Origin of the sequence: Janthinobacterium sp. CG_23.4 (genome assembly GCF_029892305.1) — a bacterium.
Taxonomy (GTDB): Bacteria; Pseudomonadota; Gammaproteobacteria; order Burkholderiales; family Burkholderiaceae_D; genus Janthinobacterium; species Janthinobacterium lividum_D.
The window spans coordinates 1,887,497-1,914,034 of record NZ_JARXUX010000001.1 but is presented as its reverse complement, the minus strand read 5'-3'; the positions used below and the strand labels follow the sequence as shown (position 1 = coordinate 1,914,034).

The window sequence follows — 26,538 nt, the reverse complement described above, 5'->3', positions numbered from 1 at the left end:
TACAACTGTCGAACTGAGCTGGAGAACCATCATGGCCTATATCCTGCGGGGAAAACTGTGCGGCTTGATCTGTGCCGAGTGTCCTGAAGCCTTGTCGCACGTCATCGTGCGCCTGTACCGCCCGCGCGCGGCGCAAAACGTCACGGCCCTGGCCGTGGCCAGCGCCAAGGAAACCTTTGCCATCCTCACGGACGACGAAGTGCCGGCGAAAGCGCCGTTTTTGCTGGCCGAAGCGCGCACCGATGACGATGGCAACTATAGTTTTAGGCTGGAAGGCGATTATCAGGGCGAGGCCGTCGAGGTCGACATCCTGTGCCCCACCGTGCCGCAGCTGAAGCCGGGGCCGAAAGACCCCGTGCCACTGCAATTTTCCATCACCACCATCCAGCCGCGCTGGCGCCAGGCCGACAACGCTTTCCTCGCCGTCTGGGACTATTGCCTGCCGCAACGCTTCTGGTGCCTGGTGCGCGCGCACTTCGGCGCCTGGACCATCTGCGGCCGCCTGCGCACCTGCGATGCGCCCCACACGCCGATCGCCGGCGCCACCGTGCGGGCCTTCGATGCGGACTGGCTGCAGGACGATGCGCTGGGCGTGGCCGTGACAGATGTCAGCGGGCGCTTCCGCATCGATTACCTGACGTCGGACTTCACGCTGACGCCGTTTTCACCGTTCATCAACGTCGAGTTTGCTAGCGGCCCCGACGTGTATTTCACGGCGCAGCTGGGCAGCGTGACCATCCTGTCGGAAACGCAGGCCAACGGGCACCGGCCGGGGCGCGAAAACGTGGGCCACTGTTTCTGCGTGGAATTGTGTTCAAAAAACGTCTTGCCGCCCGATGTGGAAGGCGTACCCCACTGGCAGCAGGTCGAAGTGTTCGATATCCACCCGTTCCCCTCGCTGGCCGGCTTTTCTGCGCAAGGCTATGCGGGTGGCGCCGGCGCGTCCTACGTGTTCGGCGGCGGCGTCACACTGAAAGGCAATTGTCCGCTGCGCAACAGCGCCAACCCCGCCAACCCGCTCGAATACCGTTTCCTGATCGGCCTATGGTCCTGGCCCGGCGGCAGCGACGACCCGACAGCCATTCCCACGATGGCGCCGACCAGCATGGCACCGCTGACGCAAGTGCTCGGCACCCTCGTCGGCTATGTGTTTTATACGAATGGACTGGGCCTCGCCGACTCGGCACAGGTGATCGTCGATGCGGGCGACTTACAACCGGGCGGCTGGATACGCGTGGACGGCAAAAACGTCACCGTGGACATGCGCGATGGCACGACGGCCATCGTCAACGTGGCGCCCAACACCTTCCTGCGCACCTTTGACTTGCTGACCATAAATACGCCCGCCATCACCAGCCTGCATCCGACCAAGCTGCCGGGCGGCTTGCCCATCGTCGTAGCGGGCCGCAGCCTGAGCGCGGACGAGAGCGAACCGATACGCCGCTACCGCCTGGGCTTCGAGGTGCGCGACGGCAATACCCTGGCCACCGTAGCCACGGATGGGCTCGATTCCATCGTCTTCGACAACTCGCCCGTCATCGTGGCGCTGGACCTGGAAGAGTTACGCAGCAATGCCTGCAAGCCCATCGCGGGCGGCCTCGTGCATATCCTGTACACGATCGACCACCCGCATCTGCGCTTTTTCAATATCACGATATCGAACAACAACGGCATCGCGCACCCGCCTCCACCGTTGCCGGCCGCCAGCTTCACGCCGCCACCACCGACGAGCCACTATCTGTTGCGCGGCGGCGCGGGCGGGCCTCATCTGTCAGGCAACAATGGCGGTTTTCCCGTCAACGTGGCGCTCGACCCACCGTGCGCCTACCGTGTGGCGATTGCTTGGCAGACGCGGCATTACCTGGCGTCGTCGCACAGCATTGACCGCCTCTACTGCAAGTAGGCAAGCTTAGAAGTAGCGCACCCACGCCTGCCTGGAGGTGCGTTTGTAGTTGGCAAACGCGCGGCAGGGAAAGTACAGCACGGGCATCAGGGTCAGCGCGATCAGCCAGACTTGCCAGATGTGCCCGACGCCGTAGCGGGCACCGTGATTGGCGCCCAGCACTGCCGTCAAGGTGATGCTGATGGCCAGCAGCAGATACAGGTGCAGCAGATAATAAAACATGGGCGCGCCGCCAAAGGTGGCGCAAGCGCGTGTGAACCAGTTGTCCAGCGACTCCAGCCAGGCCAGGCCCAACAAACCGAAGCCCAGGGTAAACAGCAAAAAGTCCAGCGACGGCGGATACTTGCTAAAGTTCAGCACGCTCATGGCCGTGCGCAAGGCCGTGTCGCCCGCCACCCATGGCAAGGTTTCGCCGTAGATATTGAAGCCGCGCAGCACGGCCAGCAGCAGCAAGCTTGCCGTGCCTAGCGCCAGCAGCAGGCGGCGACGTCTGTCGGCAGACAGACCGCGCGCATACAAGGGGCCGGCCGCATAGCCAAGCACAATGACGCCTATCCACGGCAGCAGCGGATAGCTGACCTTGATTTTCATGGCGCCGTCCGCCACCAGATAACCGCGTTGCAGCAGCACAGTCAATACATCATAGGCCAGGCTACCCTGTTTCGCGTGTAAGCCCGTAAGCAGATGCTGACCCGCAATAGTCGCCAAGCCGAGCAGCACCAGCAGCCTCAACGGCAACTGGTGCAGCACGGCCAGCGCCATCATGGCCAGGCCGATGACCCAGATCACCTGCAAGTACAGCACGGCGGGCGGAAACGCGCCACTCCAGGCGAAGTTGACAAATACCAACTCCAACAGCACCAGCAGCAAGCCCCGCTTGAACAAAAAGCCGGCAGCGCTGCGGGTTCCGGCAGCCGGATGCGCGTACAGCCAGGCCGACAAGCCCGTCAAGAAGACGAACATGGGCGCGCAAAAGTGCGCGGCCAGGCGCGTAAAGAACAGGGCCGGATCGACATGAGCCGCATCCATGGGATCACTGACCTGGTGGTGCAGGAAGACCGTTTCGCGCACATGGTCGAACAGCATGATCAGCATGACGAGGCCGCGCATTACGTCGATGACGACGATGCGGGTGCGCAAGGTGGCGGGGAGAGTCAAGGTCATGGCCATCGCTTAAAAACGGTAATGTGCATGCACAGTGAGCGTGCGCTCAGCCCCGGGTGCCACCCACAGGGGGCTGTAGGAACTGGCATAGTAGCTGCGGTTGAACAGATTTTCCACGCTCAACGCCAGGCGCAATTGAGCATTGGGCGAGTACGATGCCAGCAATTGGGCTGTCGTGTAGGCAGGCAGGGTAAAGCTGCTGCTGACGGCCACGTCGCCCTGGCGCTTACCCACATAATGCACGCCACCGCCCACGCTGGCCGTGCCCGTGCCCATGGTGAGCTGCTGCGTGGCCAGCAGCTTGGCGCTGTGGCGCGGCACGTTGGCAAAGCGGCTGCCCGTGACGATGGTGTTGTCGCCGCGCGTGACGGTGGCATCCGTGTACGCATAGGCGCCAGAGACGCGCAAACGGCGCGCCACTTCGCCCGCCACGTCCAGTTCCAGGCCCCGGCTGCCCACCTCGCCCGCCGCAATCGCGAAATCCGTGTTGGCGCGATTCGTCGTCAGCACATTGCTCTTGCGGATGTCATACACGGCCACGGTGCCCGTCAGCTTACCCGTTTCCAGCTTCGCGCCCAGTTCATACGAGCGGCTGCGCTCTGCAGGGAAGGCCTGATTGTCTATGCTGATGCCGCTGTTGGGCCGGAAGCCCTTGGCCGCACTCGCATACAGCGACCAGTTTTTTGACGGCCGATAGACGAGGCCCGCGCGGGGGCTGGTGGCTGACAGCGACTGGCGGTTGCTCACGTTGAGGCGATTGTTCACGACATCCTGCGTGTACGTGTCGCGGCGCACGCCGACCAGCGCCTTCCACTGCGCCCCCAGGTCCAGTTGATCTTGCACATACAGGCCGCGTGCCTGTTGCCCTTCCTGCGTATCGATGGACAGGGCCAGTGGCGCGGCCTGGCCGCCATACACGGGATTGAAAATGTCGACGGCATAGGCATTCGCGGCGCCGGGATTGCGGCGCAGCTGTACCCTGTGGTCGTCGAAGTGATAGGCGTCGACACCGGCCAGCACCTCGTGCGCCAGCGCACCGGTTTTGAACTTGCCCAGCAGCTCGACGCGGGCCGACACGTCGGTGGCCGTAAAATCGCGGTGGCGGCGCTGGCGGTTCAAGGTGCGGCCATCGGCCAGCAATTTGTTCGCCTCGGTCGAATAGCCGTTCAATTCGCTGTCGCGATAAGAGGCACCCGCCTGCAACGTCCAGTCGTCGGACAGCCCGTGATGGATAAATAACTGCTGCCCCAGCGACTTGACCGTCATGCGACCATCGCCCGGTTCGCCCAGGAAGCGCGCGACGGGAACAAGACCGAGCTTGCCATGCACGGCCACCACGCCCCGGTCGAACGGCGCGCGCTGCTGTACCGCTTCGATTTCATACGACACGGTCGTATGCTCGCCAATCAGCCACAGGAAGGACAGAGAAAACAGGCTGCGCTCGACGTGCAGCGTGTCGCGAAAGCTGTGTCCTTCTTCATGCGCCGCGTTGAGGCGATAGGCAACGCTCTGGCTCAACGGTCCCGTCAAGTCCAACGCGGCGCGGCGCGTCTGGAAACTGCCTAAGGACAGATAGGCGCTGTATTCGGGCGCGAACTTCGGCTTCTTGGTAGTGATGTTCACCGTGCCGCCCGGCTCGCCCCGGCCGTACAGGGCCGAAGCGGGGCCTTTCAGCACTTCGACCGTCTGCGTATTGCCGGCATCGCGCATGCCGTTGTAGCCACGGCTGCTACTGAAGCCATTGACCATGTAGTCGGACCCAAAATTCGGGTCGCCCGTGAAGCCACGCATGGCGTAGCTGTCCCACAGGCCGCCCAGCGAGCTTTGCTTCGCAATGCCGCTGGCCAGGTCCAGCGCACCGGCCAGTGTCGTCACGCCCGCGTCGCGCAGCAGGTCGCTGGTGAGCACGCGCACGCTTTGCGGCAAGTCCATCAGCGAGGCATCCGTCTTGGTGGCGCCCGTGGCGGACAGGCTGCGGTAATGCTGGCGCTCTGAGCTGACGGTGACGACATCTTGCGCAGCGAGTCCGTCCGCCAGGGCCAGCGGACTGGCGGCGGCCAGCAGCAGCGCCATCGGACGCGGTAAAGAGTGGAGCATGGAGATTCCCAAAAGAGATTTATAATGCAAATGAATTGCATTATAAATGATAATCAACTCTCATTAAAAGACTTGCCTGCCTCAATTGCCGCCCGGCTAGCGAACCAGCCTGCCTGCGCCGCAGCACCGCACATGGAAAAAACTCAGCGCATAGGCTGAGTACCGCAGGCCAACGATAGCTTTGCGGACAAACGCCCCAGGCATTAATGTGCAAGAAATAACTTGCATATTAATCTGGAGCCGGGGTGCGTGAAAAACTGGAAAAACTGCTGGCGCAGGGACGCGACAGCGCCCCGCTACGCTGTGGCCCGGGTATTGCTGATACGCGGGCAAAAACAGCGCCAGGCGGCCGGCCAAGGCGCCCTAATGCGCGTGCGCGGCGCCCTTGGCCTGCACAGGCGTCGCCTCGCCCCGCTCTGTCGCCAGGCGCTTGGCCAGCAAGCCGCCCGCTTGCGCCGCATAGGCGCGGCAGGCGTTGGCGTCGACCAGGGGGTGGTCCGTGCCGCTGCGCTTGGCGGCCTTGCCCAGCAAATCTGTCGTGCCCGGATGCACGGGGATGATGATGTCGCATGGCAAGGCGGCCACCTTGGCGATGCTCGCTTCGAACGCGGCCGAAGTGTCGGCAGCATTAGCCTTGCCCTTGCCCTTGCCAGCGCCTTTTCCCGTATACGTGAAATCGCCGCTGGCATACGGGTTCAGGCTATCGGCGTACACCATGCTCAGGCAGCGCGCGCCTTCGCACGAGGTCCAGGTCCACGTCGTGCCGCCGGGCGTGTGGCCAGGCGTCATGTGGGCGCTTAGCACCACAGGCCCCAGTTGGACGCTATCGCCCTCGCCCACCACCTTGACCTTGGCCACTTTCGCGACATGCACGACGGGGTCGGCCTGGTATTGCGGGTCATCCTTGCCATTGGTGCCGCTTTGCAGCGCCAGCGCGCCCGATGCACTGGCCACTACCGTGGCGCCGCTGGCGCGTTGTAGTGCAGCAATACCGCCTGCATGGTCCCAATGCGCGTGGGAATTCAAAATGAACTTCACATCTTCGATGCGAAAGCCCAGCGCCTTGATGCTTGCCACGATCAGCGGCGCCGATTGCGGCAGCGCGCCGTCGAGCAAGATATGGCCCTGCGGACTCGTCACCAGCACGGCGGACAGCCCCGCCGTGCCCACATACCAGCTATTGCCATACAGATTGAATGGCTGGACGGGCGCATTCCACTGCTTGCAATTATCGCAATTAACAGGTTTATCCTGCATCGGTGCCAGCGTCTTTGCCTGCACTGTGCCTGCCGCCATAGTCGCAACGGTCGCAACGGTCGCAACCGTGGCCAGCATCAACTTCGCCAATAGTGTCATCTTCATCTCCAGAGTGTAAAAAAGGGCGTGCTCGGCGGCGCGCCCGGGGGGGTATCAATGCATGTGATCTGTACTGCCGGCCAGGGCGTCGCGGATATGTCCGGCATCGAGCGAGCGCCGCTGCGCGCCGTCGGCGTCCAGCAGCACCACGGTAACTTGCTTGTCGCCACTGCGCATGTGCATGCTCAGGCAACTGCCGGCCGCGTTGCTGCTGCCCGTTTTCGATAGCAAAATATCCCAGCCCTTGCCACCCACCAGCGCGTTGCTGTTGTGCAAGGTGCGCGTCTTGCCATTCACCGCCACGCTGGCCTGCGGGTGGCTAGTGATGCGGGTAATGTCCGGATAGCGCGCTGCCGCTGCGACGATTTTCGCTACCTCGTTTGCCGTGGAAGTATTCGCGGGCGAACTGCCGACCGGGTCCGTCAAGCTGGTGCGCACGAGGCCCAGGCTATGTATCTTCGCTTGCAATGCCTGCTGAAAAGCCGCACTGCCACCGGGATAAGTGCGCGCCAGTGCGGCGGCGGCGCGGTTATCGGACGGCAGCAGCGCCAGTTGCAATAGCGCCCCGCGCGACACCGCCACGCCATCGGCCAACAAGCTGTGGCGCTGCGGCGCAGCATCGCCATCGGCGCGCACAATGCGCAACTTTTCATCCGCGTCTAGCCCCGCGTCCAGCACCACCATGGCCGTCATCAGCTTGGTGATCGAGGCGATCGGCACCACGGCATCGGCATCCTTGGCCATCAATACCTGGCCTGTGCTATCGTCAAATACCAGCATATGCTTGGCGCTGACGGGCAATGCCAGCATCGCGCTGGCGGCATCGGCCAAGGCCGCCCCGTTGAGCGCAGGCTTGCCCTGCGCCTGCAGCAGCAAGATGGCACAGGCCAGCAGCAAAGCGGGCACGGCCAGCTTCCAACTGCCAGTGTCGGTGCCGGGGCCGAAGCCGGGCAGCATCAGGCGTTCGATGCGCGTCAGCAGCGCTCCGCCACGGGCCGACATCAGCAAGCCGGGCTGGCTGGGGCCAGCCGCGTGCAGCGATAGCGCATGCAGGGCCGTGGCCAGTTGCTGCGGGTCTTGCAGTGACTGTGCAGCCAGGGCATCGGCTACCTGTTCCCGTTCGGTGCGCATGCGCGCCGACAGCCACCAGACGACGGGATGGAAGAACAGCAGCGCCTCGGCCACGCTTTGTAGCAAATTGAGCAGGTAATCCCAGCGCCGCACGTGCGCCAATTCATGCGCCAGCAGCGCTTCGAGCAAGGCGACGGGCATGCCGCTCAACAAGGCGGCCGGCAGCACGATGACGGGGCGCCAGAAGCCCACGGTCACGGGGCTGGACAGTCGCGCATGCAGCTTCAGCGGCACTTGCTGACTGCCGCGCAAGCGCAAGCGCAAGCCCATGCGCAGCGCCAGCGCATCGAGGCGTGCCTGCCAGATGGCCGGCGCCTCGACTGCCTGGCGGCGCAGCTTGCCGACCCAGGCCAGGCCCAGGCACAGGCGTAAGCTCATCAAGCAGACACCGGCGCCCCAGGCCAGCACCAGGGCCGGCATCCACGCTTGCAGCGCAGCGTGCCAGGCGGGCGGTGCAGCCAGCGCCAGCGGGGACGACGCGGCGCCCGCGTCCGACAGGAGTGCGAGCAGATGCAGTATGGGAATACACAGGCATAGCAGCAACGCCAGCGCGCAGACGCCATAGCGACTGCGCGCGCTGGCGTGGCGCAGCAGCCAAAGCAGGACAGCGCCGACGGCACCGACGATCAAGCCCTGCCAGACAAAATACAGCAAAACCCAGCCCAGCGCCGGGACCAAGTGGCCCACATCGTTGACCAAGCTTGTCTCCAAGTTCATGGCGCCTTGCCATCCTTGCTACGCAATATCTTTTCAATTTCCAGGCGTTCCGCCTCGCTCACATGCTCGCGCAGCGCCGTGAGCACCAGCGCCTTGCCAGAACCGGAAAAGACCTTGCCGATCAAGTCCTTGAGCAAACTCGTTTGCAGCTTTTCCTGCGCCTCGACGGCAGCATACAGCTGTGGCCGCTGGCTTTCATCGCGGCTCAAGAGGCCCTTGCCATGCATCAATTGCAGCTGACGCAGTACGGTGGCATAACTGGCGTCGGCACGCTCTTCGGCCTGGGCGTCGTACACGGCCCGGGCATCCGAGGGACCGCACCGCCACAGGATGCGCAACAAGTCGAGTTCGGCGGCGGTGGGATGGGGGGTGCTGGTATTTTTTAACATGCGACCAGATTAACAGTTCTAGAACTAAATATCTAGAACTTTTTTTCTAGTAGCATAATGAGTACGGCTCAATCGCTATGCAGCTTGTGATGCATGCGCCGCAGCCCCAGCCAGACGGCCCCCGCCACGAACGGCACCAGCGCGCCGACGAGGATTTCCGGGTTCACGGGTAAACCGAGCACCTTGGCCGCCTTGCCCGTGTAGCTGAACAGGCCGATCACATAATACGAAATGGCCGCCACGGACAGGCCTTCCACCGCCTGCTGCAAGCGCAGCTGCTGCGCCGCGCGGGCGTTCATCGATTGCAGGATTTGACGGTTTTGTAATTCCTGCACGATGCCCACGCGCGTGCGCAGCAAATCGTTGGTGTTGGCGATGCGCTGCGCCATCGCTTCCTGGCGGCTGGCCATCGCTTCGCAGGTATTCATGGCTGGCGTCAGGCGGCGGTCCATGAATTCCTCGACCGTGGGGATGCCTTCGATGCGCACTTCGCGCAACTCCTCGATGCGCGCCTTGACCAGACCCATATAGGCTTTCGAGGCGGAAAAACGGTAGCTATTGTCAAGTGACAGCTTTTCTATGCGGGCTGCCAGGCGCGTGATGCGGTCGAGCAAGGCTTGCTCGGCAAGGCCCTCGTCGGCCTTGGCCAGGCCCGGTGCATCATCCGTATCGACCATGGCGGCAGCCAGGGTCGCCAGTTCGTTTTCGATGGCGTTCAACGATGGTGCCGCCTGCATGGCGTAGGGCAAGCCCAGCAAGGCCATCATGCGGTAGGTTTCGATTTCCAGCACGCGCTGTACCAGACGGCCGGACTGCTGCGAGCGCATGCCAGCGTCGCGGATGACGAAACGGCTGAAGCCGTCAGACTGGATGGTGAAATCGGTCCACAATTCGCCGCCCTGCAGCACCTTGCTGCCGGCCAGGGTATTGCCTTCGAACACGCGCGACAAGCCCTGCATGAAGATCTCGGCCGGATCGTTCGCCTGCTCCAGCACCACGTGCGCGGCCACCATCAGCTTGCCCTTCAAGCCCGCCAGCCATTGCTGTGGCAATTGCGCCAAAGGCATGCGCTCGAACGCCTGCTCCAGCGGCAAGGCGGCGCCTGGATGCTCGGCGAAGGTGAACGTGGCAAATTCCGTGTGGCACTCCCATTTCAGGCGGAAGCGACCAAAATCGTAATAAAAATACTTGGCTTCGGCAGTTGGGGGCGTGACGCCGAAATGCGTGCACAGGGCCGCCAACGTGGCGTGCTGGGCCGCCATATTCGACGCGCCCGGCGCCGCGCTGTCGTCTTTATACACGGCCAGATGGGTGATCAGCTCGGGGGCGTCGAGCTGCAGGAAGGGCCGCGAGTGGATTTCCGCAGCCAGCGGCACGCGCAAGGCGTGGTTCAAACTGGAGTTAATCAAGTGCATGATAGCCAAAGGTAAAGTTGTAAAACTGCTTAGACCGGCGCGCGTGCAGTGGCGCGCGCAGCACGGGTCTGATTGTCACAGTGTAACAAAGCAGAAAGCATGCCGACTTTTTCACAGGAAAGTCATGTTTTTTGATCAATTCGACCGAAGCCTGTCCCAGCGCCATTTTACAAATACGATCGCATAGCCAGGCTGCGACAAAAGCGGACACCAGCGCAAACACCAGCCCGATGCGCCCGCCCCCGCTGCGCCAGCCTTGTCGCTTGCCCGCTCTTGCTTCATGCCACGCCCACGATGTATGCCGCCGTGCACCCTTGTTCAGCCTTGCATCAAACAGCCGTTTTACGCTCAAACAGACGCAAAAAAACCCGGCGAACCGGGCTTTTCAAGGACCTTGCGGCAAATTTAATGCTTCATTGCCGGCGTGCTCGTCGCCCCCAGCGGACGCGCTACGGCATTGATTTCTATCGTTTCGCGGTGCTTGTCCTCGCCCTCAAGCACCAGGGTCAGCGGGATCTTGTCGCCCGCCTTGACCTGACCTTTGAGTTCGAGCAGCATCACGTGGTAGCCGCCCGGCTTCAATTCGACGGCTTTGCCCGCTGGCAAGGCAATTTCCTTGACCTGGCGCATGCGCATCATATTGTCCGTCATGCTCATTTCATGGATTTCGGCCACGCCGGCCACGGATGAGCGCACTTCCAGCAGGCGCATGGCTTTCGGCGCCGTAATCTGCATGAAGGCGCCCGTGGCTTTTTGCTGCGGCACGGTGGCGCGCACCCACGGGTCGGAAATCTGCACGCTGCTTTGTGCGATGGCGGAGAAGGACAGCACGGTCAGGGCCGTGGCCAGCAGGGTTTTCAGGTGGGTCATGCTTGTTTCCTCGGTCTGGTTATGATTGCTTATAAGGTGTATTTCGATTGCATCAGGGTCTTGATGTCTTGCACGCACTCGTCGCCCGTCAACTGGTGTTTCAAGCCCAGGCGCATGCGCCCCTGCGCATCGAGCACATAGCTGATGGCCGTATGATCCATGGTGTAAGAACTGCCGCTCGGCACACGGCGGTAGAAGACCTTGTAGTTGAAGGCAGTCTGCGCCGTCGCCTTGGGGTCCGTGCGCAAGCCCAGGAAACTCGGGTCGAAGGCGCGCATATACTCGCCCAGCAACTCGGGCGTGTCGCGCTCGGGATCGATGCTGATGAAGATCACTTGCAGCTTCTCCGCATCGGCGCCCAGTTTCTGGCGGATTTCCAGCGCCCGCGACAGGGCCGTCGGGCACACGTCCGGGCATTGCGTGAAGCCAAAGAAGACCATCACATATTTGCCCTTGAAGTCAGCCAGTGTATAGACCTTGCCGTCGGGGCCACTCAATGTGAAGTCGGGCTTGTAATCGCCTCCCGTCAAATCGAGACCGTTGTAATGGGGCTTCGGTGCTTGTTCGCAAGCGGCAAGCGTGAGCAATCCTGCCGTGCCGGCGAGAAGAAAAAGACGACGTTTCATGGTAATTCCGGCCCAATGGGCGTAGTTGATACAAGTTGGGATGCAAATGCCATGCCGCAATGCGGCAGGCAGAACAGCGCTATTCAGGCCAGCGCCGGCGGGCCGCGCGGACTGGCGCCGAGCCACGCAAACGGCGCTCGCTGTGCCTGAAAGAACAATGGCGGATAATGCTCGCGGCCCTTAATGACGGCCAGCGGCGACGATGACGATGGCGGCAAGCCCACGCTGCCAGCGTGACTGATACAGAAAGCACAATGCTCGATGTGCAGCAATACGGAATCGGTGGTCGATTTGGCGGCTGGCGCCAGGTACGCTTGCGTGTAGACGGTGCCGCTGGCCGAGCACATTTCGACGGCGGTACTGTTCGCGTTTGCATGCAGCGAGGCAAACGCATACGACAACGACGGCGACAGTGCATTAAGCAGTATCGCCATACAGGCCAACCACAGATGCCACCGCTTGCGCTTGAACGAAGATCCCATGCGTCCGATTATAGCGGAGTATGGCTTTCGCGTTGCGCGGGCGCGCCCGCCTGGCCGCGCAGGAACACACTGGGGCGCACGCCGGCCACGTCCACGCAAGCGTCGCAAAATGCGGGGATAGAGGCAAAGCCGGAGCCGGCCGCTACTTGCGCCAGGTCGCGCTCGCCGCCTTCCCCATCGGCGCCCGCTTGCGCCGCCGTGTGCAGCGCATGCGCGAGGCGCTGTTCGCGTACCAGACTGAGCAATGCCTCGCCCTCGGCAAACAGGCGCGCCCTGGCTTTGTGCGGCGTCACTTGCCACAGGCTCGCCAAGCGCGCCGCCGTCCATTTTCCTTGCGGCGTAGCGAAGATATGCAGCGCCAGCGCCTGGCTCCAGCGCTTGCCGCTGCCGTGGCCGACATCGCTTGCATCGCCTTCCAGCGCCAGGCTAAATACGGCCGGCTTGCCCCGCCCCGGCATCACGTCGCAGGCAAAGCGCAGAAAGGCTGGCACGACAAAACTCTCGCCGCTACCCAGTTTCTTGGTGGTGATTTCATTATGCAAAGTCACAAAACCCTGGCGCACGGTGACGCGCAGCCTGAGTGGAAAGCGCAAGCCCAACAAGTGCAAAGGATGATCGGAAACGAGGGCCATGCGTCAGGTCAATGTGGACAATAAACTCCCAGCATGCCACACATCGCGCAAGCAGTCTGTCATCACAGCGACGCCACGCCATAGCGGCGCAAGCCATCGAGATCCACCACGCGGATGGCTTGGTAAGCAATGCTGATCAGTTGCAATTCAGCCAGACGGCCCAGGGCCAGGTTCACCCTCTGACGCGAAATACCGGTCAGCAAGCCGATTTCTTCTTGCGACAGCGCAAGCACGCTGGAGGTGCGCGGATACAACATGGGATGGAATAGCTGCGCAATCGCTTGCGCCACTTGCGCGTCGACGGCCAGCAGGCGTTGGTTCTGGATGGTGGCGATGAATTGGCCCATGCGTTCATTCAACTGGCGGATGACGTAGGCATTGAAGGAAAGACTCTCGGCCAGCAGCAGATGAAACAAGTCCAGCGGCACCAGGATGATGTTCGCGGCGCGCACGGCCACCACGTCGTAGCGGCGCAGTTCGCGCTTGAGTACGCTGCCCTCGCCACACCAGCCGCCTGCCGGCACGCCGGAAAAGGTGGCAGCGCGGCCATCGGCGCTATACACGGCCAGCTTGATCAAGCCCGTGTGCACGCCGATCCAGTGCGCCGACGGTTCGCCGCGCCGCGCGATGAAGCCACCGGCCGCGTAATGCCGGACCACGCTGCCGGCACGCAACAAGTTCTGATGCCTGGCATCGAGGGCCGCGAACCAGTCGTGGCTATCGAGTTCGCTCACCACACGGTCTACACTATCGTTGCTATCCATTCTATCTTTCAAACCTGTCACTAAGATGACAGTGATTTTCAAGCGTCGGTGCTATGCTGACCGGCATCAATCCCGCAACAGGGAGCTAGCGATTTTTTACCAGGAGACAAGCATGACACCTGACTTCAACACCGGACTCGGCAAAAACAGCGCCAACTACGCCGCCCTCACCCCGCTCGACTATATCGCCAGGGCAGCGGCAGTATATGGCAATCGCCTGGCAATTGCACATGGCGCCGTGCGCCAGACATGGAGCGTCACCTACGCGCGCACGCGCCGCCTGGCATCGGCTCTCGCCACGCTGGGCGTGGGCACGGGCGACACGGTAGCCGTGATGCTGCCGAACACGCCCGCCATGGTGGAAGCGAGCTTTGGCGTGCCCATGGCCGGCGCCGTCCTCAATGCCCTCAATATTCGTCTCGATCTGGCCTCCTTGATCTTCATGCTGCGCCACGGCCAGGCGAAGGTGCTGCTGGCCGACACAGAGTTTGCCGAACTGGCGCGCCAGATGGCGGCGCAAATTCCCGGCTTGCGCGTGATCCAGGTCAATGACGTGCTGGGACCAGAAGTGGCAGCCTTTTCCGACCTCGACTATGAAAGCCTGCTGGCCAGCGGCGACCCTGATTACGACTGGCCGCGGCCGGCCGATGAATGGGATGCCATCGCCCTCAACTATACGTCCGGCACCACGGGCGACCCGAAAGGCGTGGTCTACCACCACCGGGGAGCGGCCCTGAACGCCCTGTCAAACATCCTGGAATGGGACATGCCCAAGCATGCCGTGTATTTATGGACCTTGCCGATGTTCCACTGCAATGGCTGGTGCTTCCCGTGGACCATCGCCGCGCGCGCCGGCGTCAACGTGTGCCTGCGCAAGTTCGAACCGAAACTGGTATTCGACCTGATGCGCGAATTACGCATCACCCACTATTGCGCGGCGCCCATCGTGCACGCGGCGCTGGCCAACGCGCCCGCCAACTGGCGCGCAGGAATCGACTGGACCGTGCGCGGCATGGTCGCTGGCGCGCCGCCGCCAGCAGCGATGCTGGCCAAGATCGATGCCATGGGCTTTGACTTGATTCACTCGTATGGTTTGACCGAAGTGTATGGCCCGGCCGCCATCTGCGCCGAGCAAGATGCGTGGGCAGCGCTGAGCCAGGAAGAGCGCGCCGTCTTCAAGTCGCGCCAGGGCGTGCGCTACCACTTGCAAAGCGCTGTCGCCGTGCTGGACCCGGAAACCATGCAGCCGGTCGCGGCTGACGGCGAGCAGATCGGTGAAATCATGTTTCGAGGCAACATCTGCATGAAGGGTTACCTGGAGAATGAAAAGGCGACGCAGGAAGCGTTCGCCGGTGGCTGGTTCCATACGGGCGACCTGGGCGTCATGTACGCGGACGGCTATATCAAACTGAAGGACCGCAGCAAGGACATCATCATTTCCGGTGGCGAGAATATTTCCAGCGTGGAAGTCGAAGATGCGCTGTACCACCACCCGCAAGTGCTGGCCGCCGCCGTCATCGCCCAGCCGGACGAGAAATGGGGCGAGACGCCGTGCGCCTTCGTCGAGCTGCGTGAAGGCGCCAGCGTGACGGCAGAAGAACTGATGGCCTTCTGCAAGAACAACCTGGCTGGCTTCAAGGTGCCGAAAGCCATCTATTTTGGTCCGCTACCGCGCACCTCGACGGGCAAGATCCAGAAGTTCGAATTGCGCAAGCGCATGCAGTCGGACAAGGCCATCGACGTCTGATCCTCGTCCTGGTTCAGTCGTCCTGGTTCAGTCGCCCTTGATCAGTCCCTCTTGTCTGTCGGCCACGCCGGCTGCGCCACCGTCAGTCGCGCAAAGCTGGCGAGGCTGGCCACGGCGGCGAATCCTGCCGCCAGGCACAGCGCATACGTCGTGCCTTGGGCGGCAGAAACGGTAAAGCAATAGGCGACCAGTGCCGCGCCCATGGCTTGCCCGAGCAGGCGCGAGGTGGCCACCACGCCGCTGGCACCGCCAGCGCGCTCGGGCGGCGCGCTACCCATGATGGCTTGCAAATTGGGCGCCTGGAAAAAGCCGAAACCGATGCCGCACAAGGCCATGCGCCAACCGATGTCAACAGCGCCCGGATGGGCCGGCATCCACACCAATGTCAGCAAGCCGCCGGCCAGCGCGGCCAGGCCGATGCCGCCCAGCATGCCCGGTGAATAACGTTCGCTCAAACGCCCGGCCACGGGCGCCATCACCGCTACCAGCACGGCCCACGGCGTCATCAAAAAGCCCGTCTCGATGGGAGAGCGGCCCAGTGTCACTTCAAAATAGAATGGCAGCGAGACGAACGCCAGCCCCTGCGCCGCAAAGGTACAGATGGCCGTCAGCGACGACAACAAAAACAGCGGGCGGCGAAACAGGTCGATGGGCAGCATGGGCGCCGCATGCCCGGCCTGGCGGCGCAGCAGCAAGCAAAAGAATACGGCCGCGGCCAGCAGTTCCGGCAGCAGCACGGCGCTGGACGCATGATGGGCGGCGTCGCCAAAAAATAAAATGAGCAAGCCAAAAGCACCCACGTTGTACAGCGCCGTGCGCCCGTCCAGCGTGTGCCCCGAGAGTTTTGTCGCCGGCAACATGCGCCTGGCGAGGAAAAAACCAATCACGCCCAGCGGCACGTTGATAGCGAACAACCATGGCCATGAAGCCGTCGCCAATATCAGCGAGGCCGCCGTGGGACCGATGGCGAACGCCACGGCTACCACCAGCGCATTATTGCCGAACGCGCGTCCTAGCAAATGCTTGGGGTACAGGGCGCGCAGCAGCGCCGTATTCACGCTCATCATGGCGCTGGCGCCGACACCTTGAAAAAGCCGTGCTACCACCAGCGAGGGCAAGGACCAGGCCAGCGCGCAAGCGAGCGAAGCGAGGGTAAATAGCAGCATGCCCGCGATAAACACACGGCGGTAACCGGCGATCTCGCCGAGGGCAGACAATGGCAGCAGCGTCGCCACCATGGCCAGCTGATACACATTCACGATCCAGACGGAGGCGGCCGGCGTCGTGCGCAGCTCGCTGGCGATGCCCGGCAAGGCTGTGTTGGCAATCGCCGTATCGAGCGAGGCCATGCCCACGCCGATGGCCAGCGCCAGCATGGCCCACAAGCGGGCACCGGGCGGCAAGCCATCCTCGCCCACCGCGACGCCTTGCTCCCTGGCGTCTCCCCTGTCTTGCCGCCGCATCATCATTTCTGGCAGTCGATGACCTTGTAGTCCTTCGAATAGCAGATGCGCAATTCGCCCGTATGCTGTTCATAATTGAGCCAGCGGCCCTTCAGTTGCGGGTTGTGCTGCTTCATCCACTGGAACAGCGCGTTTTTAGGCATGCTGCTGTCCGGCAATTTCAAGGCTTGGAACAGTTCGCGCTCTTTCTCGAAATACTCTCTGGCCGTCGCGAAATCGCAGGCGCCATGCTTTTCCCATTCGCCCTGCAGCAAGGCTTCGCCGGGCTGCATGCACATATACGGCAAGATGTCCGACGGTGCCAGTTTCGGCAAGTTGCCCTTGCAATAGCGCGGATGCAGTTCCGTCTTGCGCGGCGGCGTCACGGAAATGTCTACACAAGTAGCCGGGCGATTGGACTGCGCCCATAAGCCATGCACGATCCAGCCGAAGTGATTACTCTCGGCGCACTGGAAGGCAGCTTTCTTTGACACTGCGCCACGGCGGCGCTGGCTGTCGCAAAAACCGGGCGACCACGATAGTGCCAGCATGAAGTAATCGGTGGGCACGTTCGTGCTTTGCTTGTAGCAAGTGTTTTTCTCGTCCGACGGCTTGACGTCATAATCGTTGTAACTGACGTTGCGCGGGATGGCGCACGTGGCCTCGGCCGCGTGGACGGCGCCGGCTGACAGGCTGAAGAAAACGGCGGCCAGCGCCGGCAAGACAGTTCGTAATGGCATCGGGTTTCCCGTTCAAGATATAAAAACGCCGGCAACGTGCCGGCGATGTCTCAATCAAACAAGTTGATCAGCAAACCTTGTGCATCCAGCCGTGCGTGTCCGGTGCCGTGCCATGCTGCAAGCCCAGCAACGCTTCGCGCAGGGCCAGTGTGACGGCGCCGTTTTCGTTGTTATTGATGGTCATTTCAAAGCCCTTGGCCTTGGCCACGCCCACCGGCGTGATGACGGCCGCTGTGCCGCAGGCAAACACTTCGGTCATGCGGCCCGAAGCGATATCGTCGCGCCATTGCTGGACCGACAATTTACGCTCTTCCGTGGCATAGCCGAGGTCTTTTGCCATTTCCAGCAGGCTGCGGCGGGTAATGCCTGGCAGCAAGGTGCCCGTCAGTTCCGGCGTCACGACGGTGACCTTTTCGCCATCTTGGTAGACGAAGAACAGATTCATGCCGCCCATCTCTTCGATGAATTCACGTTGTACGGCGTCCAGCCACACGACCTGGTCGCAGCCCTTTTCCTGTGCTTGCGACTGGGCCATCAGGCTGGCCGCATAGTTGCCCGCGCATTTGGCTTCACCGGTGCCGCCCGGCGCGGCGCGCACGAAGTCTTCGCTGATCCACACGGTGACCGGTTTCACGCCTTTCGGGAAATAGGCGCCAGCCGGCGAGGCGAACAGCACGAACAGATACTCTTCCGACGGCCGCACGCCCAGGTAAGGATCGGTGGCGATCATCAGCGGACGCATGTACAGGCTCTCGCCCGTGTTCTTCGGCACCCAGTTGCGGTCTTGCGCGATGAGCGCGTCGCCCGCTTCCAGGAACAGCGCGGCAGGGATGGCCGGCATGGCCAGGCGCGCGGCGCTGCGATTGAAGCGCTCGGCATTTTGTTCGGGACGGAAAGTCTTGATACTGCCATCGGGCTGCGCAAACGCTTTGTAACCTTCGAAAATTGCCTGGCCGTAGTGCAGCGACGAAGCGGACGGGTCCAGCATCAACGGGCCGTAAGCCTTCAGTTCGCCCTGCTGCCACTTGCCGTCACGGTAAGGAATCACCACCATGTGGTCCGTGAAGATGCGCCCGAAGGCGGGATTGACCATGCGCGCGGCGCGCTCGGCATCGGACAAGGGGTGGGCGGATGGCGTGACGATGAGATTCGGTGTGGAAGTGGTCATGGCGGCAATAGTAACGAGTGAACAGTATCCCTATTGTAGCGCCTATAGCGCCTATAGTGCCCCATCAGGCAAACCAGAATGGGCAAGACAGCGGCCCCGCTGCGCAAAAACTCGCGCCCGATCTTGCGAATGATTCTCGTTTGCGTTATTTTGCGTTAATATATCAGCCTTCCTTCTTCACTGCCATGCCAGGCACCCAGCATGGCAGCGCTATCGAAAGCTGCCATGACGACGTCCTCCCTTGCACAAGCCCAGCTGCGCGCCAGCGCCAACGCTGCGTCTGAGACCCGCCAGCAGCGCCCACTTGCCACCGCGCCGCGACAAAAGCGCTGGCACTGGAGCTGGAGGCAGCTATGGTTTCAATTACACTGGTTCATCGGCATCACGGCCGGCACGGTGCTGGTGATCATCGGTATCAGCGGCGCCATCCTGGCCTTCAACGATGAATTGCTCGATGTCATGAACCCTGGCGTGCGTCATGTGCCTGTGGAAACACGTACGCCGCTGACGCCGGCCCAGTTGACCAGCATCGCTGCCACCGAACACGGCCAGCGCATCGCATCCATCACCATGTATGCACAGGCGGGCGCTGCCCCACGGCTGCTCTTCGCACCGAAAGACGGCCAGCGGCGCGGCGCGTCCATCTATCTGCATCCGTACACGGGCGTCACCCAGCCGGCGTTGACGGGGGCGCAATTTTTCGAGTGGATGGAATCGCTGCACCGCTGGCTGCTGCTGCCCCGCGATCCGGGCCGCCAAGTGGCAGGCGCACTGGCCTTGTGCCTGCTGGGCCTGGCGCTTTCCGGCCTGTATCTGCGCTGGCCCCGCCGTGCGCTGGACTGGCGCACCTGGCTGACCTTTGACCCGGCCCTGAAGGGTCGCTCCTTGCTGTGGAATTTGCACGCCGTAGCCGGCACCTGGTGCCTGCTCGTCTACGTGGCACTGACCCTGACGGGCATTTACTGGAGCTATGACGTGGTGCGCGACAATATCGATGCTTGGGCCGGCAAGCCGCCACGGGTATCGCAAGCGCCGGGCAAGAAAGGCGCGCCCAAGGAGCAATCGCCCGCCGTCGACATCGGCCTGGCGTGGAGCGTTTTCCAGCAACACGCCGCCGGCTGGACCCTGGCCAGCGTGCGCCTGCCCACACGTGCGGGCGAAGCCGTGCAATTTACCTGGCTGGCCAGCGATGCGCCGCATGAGCGCGCACGCAGCCGCTTGAGCATTGCACCGGCCGATGGCAGCGTCACGGAAAACGCGCCCTACAGCCAGCAGGCGCTGGGCGCGCGCCTCGTCAACATCATTTATCCGCTGCACATGGGCACCTATTTCGGCTTGACGGGCCGCATCATCGTCACCTTAGCCAGCCTGGGCCTGCCCCTGTTCGCCATCACGGGCTCGATGCTGTACCTGGGCCGCCGCAAGGCCAGGCGCGCTGTGCAGGCGCAGCGGGCTCTGCTGGCTGGCATTGCGGGCAAGCAAGATACCGGCTTGCCCACCCTGGTGGCCTACGCCAGCCAGTCGGGCCAGGCCGAGCGCCTGGCCCTGGAAAGTGCGCGCGCCCTGCAGCAGGCAGGGGTGGCCGTCGACGTGCAATCGCTGAACCACTTCGATCCTGCGCAATTGCGCCAGTACGAACGGGTCCTGATCGTTGCCAGCACCTTTGGCGAAGGCGAGGCGCCGGACGGCACGCGCCGCTTCGCGCGCCTGTTGCAACAAACATCGGGCACGCCGCTGGCAGGCCTTGAACTGGGCTTGCTGGCCCTGGGCGACCGTCATTACAGCCACTTCTGCGCCTTTGGCCATGTGCTGGAGCGGCAATTGCGCGCGCTAGGCGCGACGCCATTGTTCCCGCTGATCGAAGTCGACCAGCACGACAGCGCCGCCCTGGCCGACTGGTCGCAAGCGCTGGCGCGCTGCAGCGGCAGCGCCATCGAGGCCATCTGCGTGCAGGAGCAGACCTCATACGAAGACTGGCGTTTGCTGCGCCGCGTGCTGCTCAATCCCGGCAGCCTGGGCGGCGAACTGTATGAAATCACCTTAACTGGGCCGGCCGGCGCCACTTGGCAAGCCGGTGCGCTGGCCGAAATCATCGGCTGCAACGCGGACGGCAGCGATGCCGACGCGCATGGTACGCATGGTACGCATACGGCGCAGCATGCGCCGCGCAGCTACTCGCTCGCGTCGCTGCCTTCCGATGGAGAACTGCAGTTGCTGGTGCGCCAGGAACGCCACGCGGGCAAGAATAACCAGGGCTATGGCATTTGTTCGGGCTGGCTCACGCGCTTCGCGCCGCCAGGCGCCAGCATCCGCCTGCGCCTGCAAGCCAATCGCGCCTTCGCCCCCACCCTGGTCGATCTGCCCTGCATTTATATCGGCAACGGTTCCGGCCTGGCTGGCTTGCGGGCGCACCTGCGCGCACGCAAGCGGGCCGGACTGGCACGCAACTGGCTGCTGTTCGGCGAGCGCCAGCAAGCCGTGGACAGCATCTGCGCTGCTGAACTCGACGCCTGGGTCGCCGATGGCCACCTGGCACGCCTGGACCGCGTCTTTTCGCGCGATGCTGAAACACGCGAGTATGTGCAGGACCGCCTGCGCGCCAACGCCAACATCTTGCGCAACTGGCTGGCGCAAGGCGCCATCGTCTACGTGTGCGGCAGTTTGCAAGGCATGGCAACAGGAATCGATGCAGTACTGCAAGAAACACTGGGGCAGGAGGGCTACGATGTCCTGCTGGCGGCCGGACGTTATCGCCGCGACGTGTATTGAGCGAGATCAGTGAACGACAGCAGTGAACGACAGCGGTGAACGAGATCGTTGAGCGACAGCAGAGCGCCGCCGGCACGATCGGGCCATGTGGGCAGGCGCCACGGCAAGGGCTGATACAGCTGATACAGCTGATAACTGCTAACTGATGCAGCGCAACACAGCAATTAGTTGTAGTGTCAAGCAGATCAACCACCTTGCGATTATGCTAGTGCGCAATGAAAGAAGCGAGGCAGTGACCGGCAGCCGGCGCATCCCTGCGCTGCCGCCGGAACAAAAGCGACTACTTGCGGGGTAATCCCGTTCAGTTAGTGTGTTAGTGATGCTATTTTTAGCCCAAGAACTAGGACAGGGGTCGGACCCCAATCCACCCAAGTTAAGGAGCAAGCCCGCGCAATTGCTGGCAATTCAATGAAATAGTGCTTGACGTGGCACTGGCTTTGCGCAGCCGCCGCCTTGCTGACCTCTCTTTTTTCGACAGCGGCAAGGCGGCGGCCAATGAAGGTCTTTTGATCTTCATTGGCCCTTCATGTCGCTCGCTTCCTTGCTGTCCGATTTCTCCGACCATCTTCAATCCGACCAGTTTCGGCTTAGCGCCCGCCATCCTGATCATCCGATGGCGTTTCAACGGCGCCGCAAACTGCCGCTGCCATCCTTGGTGGCGCTCATGCTCACCGGCATGCGCAAGAGCGTGCAAACCGAACTTGATGAATTCTTTGGCCATCTGCAACAGCAGGCGCAACTGACGCACCAGGTGAGCGCCCAGGCTTTCGCTCAGGCACGCTCAAAACTTGCTACCACGGCCATCCCAGAGCTTAACGACTGGCTCATTGCACAAGCACAGCAGCATGGCTACCTGCCGCGCTGGCACGGTTTCAGGCTGGTCGCCGCTGACGCCTCGACCATTCGCTTTGGCTTGCGCGCCAGCCATGTCAAACGCGCCGCCGTGGCCGATCAACTGGTGTTTGGCTTGTTTCTACCCGGTGCCGAATTGATGCTCTCGGCCTCGCTATACAGCACCGACGTCGGTGAACGCCAGATGCTGTTCGAACAGCTCGACCGGCTTGGCAAGGATGATCTGCTGTTACTCGACCGAGGCTACCCGTGCTATTGGATGCCTGCCGTATTGAACCAGCGCCACATTGCCTTCTGCATGCGTGTCGAACAGGCGCGCGGTGGCGGCTTTCCCTGCGTCAATCAGTTTCTGAAGTCGGGGCTGCAGGAGCAGATCGTCACGCTGCGGGCGCCGGATCGACGCGATGCGCTTGACTATGAATGTCCCATTGAGCTGCAGACCGTGCGCCTGATACGCCATGTTGCCTCGACCGGCAAGGTGCGTGTTCTGATGACTAACTTACTGGACGTTGAACAATTCCCTGCCGCATTGTTCGGATACCTCTACCACCAACGCTGGCGCATCGAGGAAGCCTTCAAGCGCATCAAACACCGCCTCCATCTGGAGCACGTGACGGGACTGTCACAGCAGGCCCTGATGCAGGATCTGGCCGCCAAGGTAATATGCGATAACCTGCAGGCGTTGGCGAGCTGTGCTGCCGGCCAGCAAGATGCATTGCCGACGGACAGACGCATCAACCGCGCCTATGTCCATTCGGTACTCAAGCCGCTCTTGCCATCGTTGCTGCTTGGGCTGGCGGCAGCCCACTTGCTTGCCGACGCGCTGGCTCTGATCGCCAAGCGAACGTTTCAACATCGCCCAGGACAATCAAGGTCACGGCAAACCAACGCCTACAAGCCCCATAAATACATGGCCTACAAGGCTGCTTGATGGCAGCCTGTTGCTTAACTTGGGTGGATTGGGGTCCGACCCCAGCTCTTTGCCTCTGGGGTTAGCGAATTTACTGGCACTCATAAATCACGCCAAAACCTTTAACTGAACGGCATTACTACTTGCGGGTGACAATTTGTTGCCCGTTTTGCGTTGAATTGATCCACCACCCACATCTGCGCTCTTCACCATACTTTTGATCCAGATCATGGATTTTCACCTGCACTGCGGCCACACTGGCACGGTCCGCTTCGCATCGAGACGGACTTAACCGGGGGCATCGGCATGGGTATATCTGCTTGGAAAGATGAGATGGCGCTGGGCGTTCCCGCCATCGACGAGGCACATGAGGCGCTGTTTCAGGAGCTGGCGCGGCTGGGGCAGTTGAGCGACCAGCATTTTAGCGTCGCTTTTCGCGAGCTGATTGCGGCCGTCGAACGCGATTTTCGCGAGGAAGAGGATTTGATGGAACAAATCGACTTTCCCTCGCTAGCCAAGCACCGCGAACAGCACGCGCGCTTGCTCAGCGGCTTGCACCATGCCTGGGCCGCCGTCGATCAGGGCGACATGGAACAGGGTCGCCATGCGCTGTCGCTCTTGCCGCAATGGCTGATTTTCCACCAGGCCACCATGGACCTGGCACTGGCGGCGGCGCTAGAACTGGTGCAGCCCCAGCCGAAATAGTCTCTACAGCAGCAGCACCGTGGCTTGCTCGGGCAAGACGACGCGGTAGTGTCCCGGATATTTGTCTTCACCGTCAAAAATCTTGCAAAACACGGGCTGGCTGATGTCATTGACGGCAGGCTCCTTCATGGGCAAGGTGGCGATCAGTTGCTCGCCATCCATCAACTGCAAGGCGTGACCGCGCTCGATGGCGCAAAAGGCCAGCGATTGCACGTCGTTGGCGAACGGCCGCTTGTACCACGGCGTGATGGCCCGCACGGCGCGCCGCGCGTCGCGCAGCACTTGTCCCACGCGCGTGACACTCCACGCATCGCGCGCCACGGACGGCTGGAGCACGATATTGGCCGTCAGCTCACCGCTGCCCTTGTTCACCAAAAACATGCCATCCTGTGCGGCGATGTCCTCGTTGAGCGGCACCACAAACACGCCGCCGTCCGAGACCTTGATCGGCACGGGTGCGCCAGTGCCGATCAAGGCCACGCGCACATCGTCGATGCTGGCGTTCAGCTTGGCCGGAATCAGGCGCAGGGCCATGACCACGCTGCCGCTCGACACTTGCCACACTTTCCTGGCTGTCAGATAACTCTCGCGGTAAGCCGTGAAACGTATGCGCGGCGCCTTGGCGTCGCTGCTAGCGGTGATCGTCACCGTTTGCGAGGGCAAGGCCTGTTCCGCTGGTGTGGCTGGTGTGGCTGCCGTGGCGGCTGTGGCAGCTGTGGCAGTAGCTGTAGGCACAGCGGGCGGCGGCATGGCATCGCTGACAGGTGGCACGCTGGCACTGCGTAGCGGCGCCGAAACAGCCGGCGCTGCCGCGTGATCCTGGGCCTGAGCCTGGCCCAGCGACATGAGACACCACCATCCGGCACAAGCAATCCATATACGCATGCATTTCTTTCAATGAAGAGAATATTTTTTGTCGGCCCCGCATTATCGCAGAAGGGAGGCCGCTACACCGCGCCTGGCCTTGCGCTGGAACTGCCGGCCTAGCCATGCCATAGGCGCACTGGCGCCATCCTGCTACACTGGCGCTATCTGATCAAGCAAGAAACTGCAAGACGACTGTCTCGACATCACACACCATGCCCTACCTGTCCATCCTGTTATTTAGCCTGTTGTATTTGCTGGCCACATTCTTTTTCCACATTCCCGCCCTGGTCGCTCTCGCATATGGCGTGCTCAGCCTCAGCTGTTTCGTCGCCTACGCGATCGACAAGTCGGCCGCCCGACAGGGGCGCTGGCGCACTTCGGAACGCACCCTGTTACTGCTAGGACTGCTGTGCGGCTGGCCGGGCGCGGTACTGGCGCAGCAATGGCTGCGCCACAAGTCCAGCAAGCGCTCGTTCCGCGTGCTGTTCTGGCTCACCGTCGCCCTCAATATTGCCGCTTTCGTGTATTTCAGCATGCATTACGCAGCGCCCGATATCGGCACCGAGGTGGCGCCCATCGAGTTATAGGACTGCCGGTCGCCTCACTCGCCCAGCAGGCGCAGCGATTCCAGCCAATCCGCCTTCCATTCGCGCAACAAAGGCTGCGTGGCAAACGCCTTCTTCAGGTGCGCCATCGGCACGCGGTGCACATCGTGCAAGCCGAAAGCGAGGGTAACGGGATGCCACAGGTGACTGTTCTTGCCGCCACGCGAATTCTTGCGCACGCGCGCCCCGTCGTCGCCAAAGATGCCCACGCCACTGGCCAGCCCCTGGTCCAGGTTGACCTTGCCCACGCCGGCAAAGGCAATCAAGATCTGTTCGCGCCCCAGGCCTTTGAGGGCACTCGGCAAGACCACCGGCGCCTTGTCAAGCTCTGCCTCTGGCGGCTGCGGCTGCTGCAACTCCTTGAGCAAACGCAACAGATCGCGTTCCTGGAAGTGCAAGCCATCGAGCGGCACGCGCAAGCCCGGCGCCTTCAGTTCGATGGCGATATTGCCGGAGTCGCGCGTAAAACGCAGCCAGACATCCGCAGCGCCGGAGACCAGGTGCTGCTTGTCGCCGATGAACACGACGGGCGCCGCATAGCGCGTCACGCCGTCATGGAACAGCTCGGCCCACGTGTCGCTGTAATCGAGCCAGACGTACGGCAAGCCCCCCTGCTCCAGCAGGCGTGCCAGGGTCCATGGCGTGCCTGTCTGTTGCGCTAGCCAGGCACAGGCTTCAACGGCGGTGGCGCGGTACGGCAGGGATAGGGAAGTCATGGCAGTTCCGTCGATAAAAGTGGGACGCAGTGTAGCAGACACGACCGCCGCTGCCATCATTGCCGGCTTGGGCAAGCGCAGCGGGCGCGCTCTTTTTGCGTCATGTGCTAGGCTGGCAGCTTCAGAGCATCAACAAGCGCGATGGCCATTGCGGCCCCCTGGCGCACCACAGCAAGGACATGATCATGCATCCGAGCACCAATGCCGCTACCGCGCCCGCCCCGCCACCTGAACGCGATTCACCCACGCCGGCCAGCGAAAGCCATGCCGAGCAAGCGCTTGATGAGGCGCTCAAGGAAAGCTTTCCGGCCAGCGATCCGATTGCCATTGCCACCGCCAAACCGTCGGGCAGTGCGCGCGCCTGAGAGCACACCGCATCAGCCACCTTTTTGGGTGGCTTTTTTATTTTGCAAAAGCTGAATCCATCTGCCCCGTCCGCGCGTAGATGAATATACCATGAGCAACTTAAGT

24 protein-coding genes are annotated in these 26,538 nt (G+C 62.3%); 7 read left to right on the top strand and 17 right to left on the bottom strand.

What is annotated here, in order from left to right; translation table 11 throughout:
* Positions 1 to 31 precede the first annotated feature (31 nt).
* On the top strand, positions 32 to 1,903 hold the full coding sequence (locus tag H4V96_RS08725; protein WP_196856996.1) for a hypothetical protein: 1,872 nt from the start codon (positions 32 to 34) through the stop codon (positions 1,901 to 1,903).
* Between the two features lie 6 nt (positions 1,904 to 1,909).
* Here the strand turns inward: H4V96_RS08725 and H4V96_RS08720 are convergent, their stop codons facing one another.
* The 12 genes from H4V96_RS08720 to H4V96_RS08665 form a co-directional block, all read right to left on the bottom strand.
* Positions 1,910 to 3,073 (bottom strand): heparan-alpha-glucosaminide N-acetyltransferase domain-containing protein, encoded by a 1,164-nt coding sequence (locus tag H4V96_RS08720; RefSeq protein ID WP_196856995.1) that lies wholly within the window; start codon positions 3,071 to 3,073, stop codon positions 1,910 to 1,912.
* 3 nt (positions 3,074 to 3,076) lie between these two features.
* The gene (locus H4V96_RS08715) at positions 3,077 to 5,164 is read right to left on the bottom strand and encodes a TonB-dependent siderophore receptor (protein WP_280720869.1); all 2,088 of its coding nucleotides are present in this window, start codon (positions 5,162 to 5,164) and stop codon (positions 3,077 to 3,079) included.
* 363 nt (positions 5,165 to 5,527) lie between these two features.
* Positions 5,528 to 6,520, bottom strand: coding sequence for a subclass B3 metallo-beta-lactamase (gene bla / locus H4V96_RS08710; RefSeq protein WP_280720868.1), 993 nt, complete (start codon positions 6,518 to 6,520; stop codon positions 5,528 to 5,530).
* A 54-nt stretch (positions 6,521 to 6,574) separates the two neighbouring features.
* A complete protein-coding gene (locus H4V96_RS08705; RefSeq protein WP_196856994.1) occupies positions 6,575 to 8,368 on the bottom strand; it encodes a M56 family metallopeptidase in 1,794 nt (597 codons plus the stop codon).
* A complete protein-coding gene (locus H4V96_RS08700; RefSeq protein WP_280720867.1) occupies positions 8,365 to 8,757 on the bottom strand; it encodes a BlaI/MecI/CopY family transcriptional regulator in 393 nt (130 codons plus the stop codon). Before H4V96_RS08700 ends, H4V96_RS08705 begins: the two co-directional genes overlap by 4 nt.
* 68 nt (positions 8,758 to 8,825) lie before the next feature.
* Complete coding sequence (locus tag H4V96_RS08695; protein ID WP_029496338.1) at positions 8,826 to 10,172, bottom strand: DUF3422 domain-containing protein; 1,347 nt, start codon at positions 10,170 to 10,172, stop codon at positions 8,826 to 8,828.
* The gene (locus H4V96_RS08690; protein ID WP_196856993.1) at positions 10,159 to 10,524 is read right to left on the bottom strand and encodes a hypothetical protein; all 366 of its coding nucleotides are present in this window, start codon (positions 10,522 to 10,524) and stop codon (positions 10,159 to 10,161) included. The genes H4V96_RS08695 and H4V96_RS08690 overlap by 14 nt, the downstream gene beginning before the upstream one ends.
* 53 nt (positions 10,525 to 10,577) lie before the next feature.
* Positions 10,578 to 11,042 carry a copper chaperone PCu(A)C gene (locus tag H4V96_RS08685; RefSeq protein WP_196856992.1) on the bottom strand — a complete coding sequence of 155 codons (465 nt, stop codon included), beginning with the start codon at positions 11,040 to 11,042 and terminating at the stop codon, positions 10,578 to 10,580.
* 29 nt (positions 11,043 to 11,071) lie between these two features.
* Positions 11,072 to 11,668: an SCO family protein gene (locus tag H4V96_RS08680; RefSeq protein ID WP_280720866.1), complete on the bottom strand. Its 597-nt coding sequence runs from the start codon at positions 11,666 to 11,668 to the stop codon at positions 11,072 to 11,074.
* Between the two features lie 83 nt (positions 11,669 to 11,751).
* On the bottom strand, positions 11,752 to 12,102 hold the full coding sequence (locus tag H4V96_RS08675; RefSeq protein ID WP_280720865.1) for a DUF2946 domain-containing protein: 351 nt from the start codon (positions 12,100 to 12,102) through the stop codon (positions 11,752 to 11,754).
* 56 nt (positions 12,103 to 12,158) lie between these two features.
* Positions 12,159 to 12,782 carry a hypothetical protein gene (locus tag H4V96_RS08670; RefSeq protein WP_010397279.1) on the bottom strand — a complete coding sequence of 208 codons (624 nt, stop codon included), beginning with the start codon at positions 12,780 to 12,782 and terminating at the stop codon, positions 12,159 to 12,161.
* A 62-nt stretch (positions 12,783 to 12,844) separates the two neighbouring features.
* Positions 12,845 to 13,546 carry a Crp/Fnr family transcriptional regulator gene (locus tag H4V96_RS08665; RefSeq protein WP_010397278.1) on the bottom strand — a complete coding sequence of 234 codons (702 nt, stop codon included), beginning with the start codon at positions 13,544 to 13,546 and terminating at the stop codon, positions 12,845 to 12,847.
* A 112-nt stretch (positions 13,547 to 13,658) separates the two neighbouring features.
* Between H4V96_RS08665 and H4V96_RS08660 the strand changes: the two genes are divergently transcribed.
* Complete coding sequence (locus tag H4V96_RS08660; protein WP_196856990.1) at positions 13,659 to 15,293, top strand: acyl-CoA synthetase; 1,635 nt, start codon at positions 13,659 to 13,661, stop codon at positions 15,291 to 15,293.
* Between the two features lie 41 nt (positions 15,294 to 15,334).
* Here the strand turns inward: H4V96_RS08660 and H4V96_RS08655 are convergent, their stop codons facing one another.
* The 3 genes from H4V96_RS08655 to H4V96_RS08645 all read right to left on the bottom strand — a co-directional run bounded on the left by H4V96_RS08655 (position 15,335) and on the right by H4V96_RS08645 (position 18,643).
* Entirely contained in the window at positions 15,335 to 16,759 is a 1,425-nt protein-coding gene (locus tag H4V96_RS08655) for an MFS transporter (protein WP_280720864.1), read from the bottom strand.
* Positions 16,759 to 17,475 carry a hypothetical protein gene (locus H4V96_RS08650; RefSeq protein WP_080570618.1) on the bottom strand — a complete coding sequence of 239 codons (717 nt, stop codon included), beginning with the start codon at positions 17,473 to 17,475 and terminating at the stop codon, positions 16,759 to 16,761. The genes H4V96_RS08655 and H4V96_RS08650 overlap by 1 nt, the downstream gene beginning before the upstream one ends.
* 67 nt (positions 17,476 to 17,542) lie before the next feature.
* Positions 17,543 to 18,643 (bottom strand): branched-chain amino acid aminotransferase, encoded by a 1,101-nt coding sequence (locus H4V96_RS08645; protein WP_029496333.1) that lies wholly within the window; start codon positions 18,641 to 18,643, stop codon positions 17,543 to 17,545.
* A gap of 225 nt (positions 18,644 to 18,868) precedes the next feature.
* Here H4V96_RS08645 and H4V96_RS08640 point away from each other — a divergent pair, with 225 nt between their 5' ends.
* The 3 genes from H4V96_RS08640 to H4V96_RS08630 all read left to right on the top strand — a co-directional run bounded on the left by H4V96_RS08640 (position 18,869) and on the right by H4V96_RS08630 (position 23,879).
* Complete coding sequence (locus H4V96_RS08640; RefSeq protein WP_196856989.1) at positions 18,869 to 21,412, top strand: sulfite reductase flavoprotein subunit alpha; 2,544 nt, start codon at positions 18,869 to 18,871, stop codon at positions 21,410 to 21,412.
* Between the two features lie 526 nt (positions 21,413 to 21,938).
* Entirely contained in the window at positions 21,939 to 23,195 is a 1,257-nt protein-coding gene (locus H4V96_RS08635) for an IS4 family transposase (RefSeq protein WP_280720863.1), read from the top strand.
* 285 nt (positions 23,196 to 23,480) lie between these two features.
* Positions 23,481 to 23,879, top strand: a complete 399-nt coding sequence (locus H4V96_RS08630; protein WP_070346937.1) for a hemerythrin family protein — start codon at positions 23,481 to 23,483, stop codon at positions 23,877 to 23,879.
* A 3-nt stretch (positions 23,880 to 23,882) separates the two neighbouring features.
* Here the strand turns inward: H4V96_RS08630 and H4V96_RS08625 are convergent, their stop codons facing one another.
* Entirely contained in the window at positions 23,883 to 24,764 is an 882-nt protein-coding gene (locus H4V96_RS08625; protein WP_196855995.1) for a hypothetical protein, read from the bottom strand.
* A gap of 194 nt (positions 24,765 to 24,958) precedes the next feature.
* On the opposite strand from H4V96_RS08625, the gene H4V96_RS08620 reads away from it, so the two are divergent.
* Positions 24,959 to 25,333, top strand: a complete 375-nt coding sequence (locus H4V96_RS08620; RefSeq protein ID WP_010397266.1) for a DUF1294 domain-containing protein — start codon at positions 24,959 to 24,961, stop codon at positions 25,331 to 25,333.
* Positions 25,334 to 25,347: 14 nt separating this feature from the next.
* Here H4V96_RS08620 and H4V96_RS08615 read toward each other — a convergent pair whose 3' ends face one another.
* On the bottom strand, positions 25,348 to 26,067 hold the full coding sequence (locus tag H4V96_RS08615) for a hypothetical protein (RefSeq protein ID WP_196855996.1): 720 nt from the start codon (positions 26,065 to 26,067) through the stop codon (positions 25,348 to 25,350).
* Between the two features lie 185 nt (positions 26,068 to 26,252).
* On the opposite strand from H4V96_RS08615, the gene H4V96_RS08610 reads away from it, so the two are divergent.
* The gene (locus H4V96_RS08610; protein ID WP_128089310.1) at positions 26,253 to 26,432 is read left to right on the top strand and encodes a hypothetical protein; all 180 of its coding nucleotides are present in this window, start codon (positions 26,253 to 26,255) and stop codon (positions 26,430 to 26,432) included.
* Positions 26,433 to 26,538: the final 106 nt, after the last annotated feature.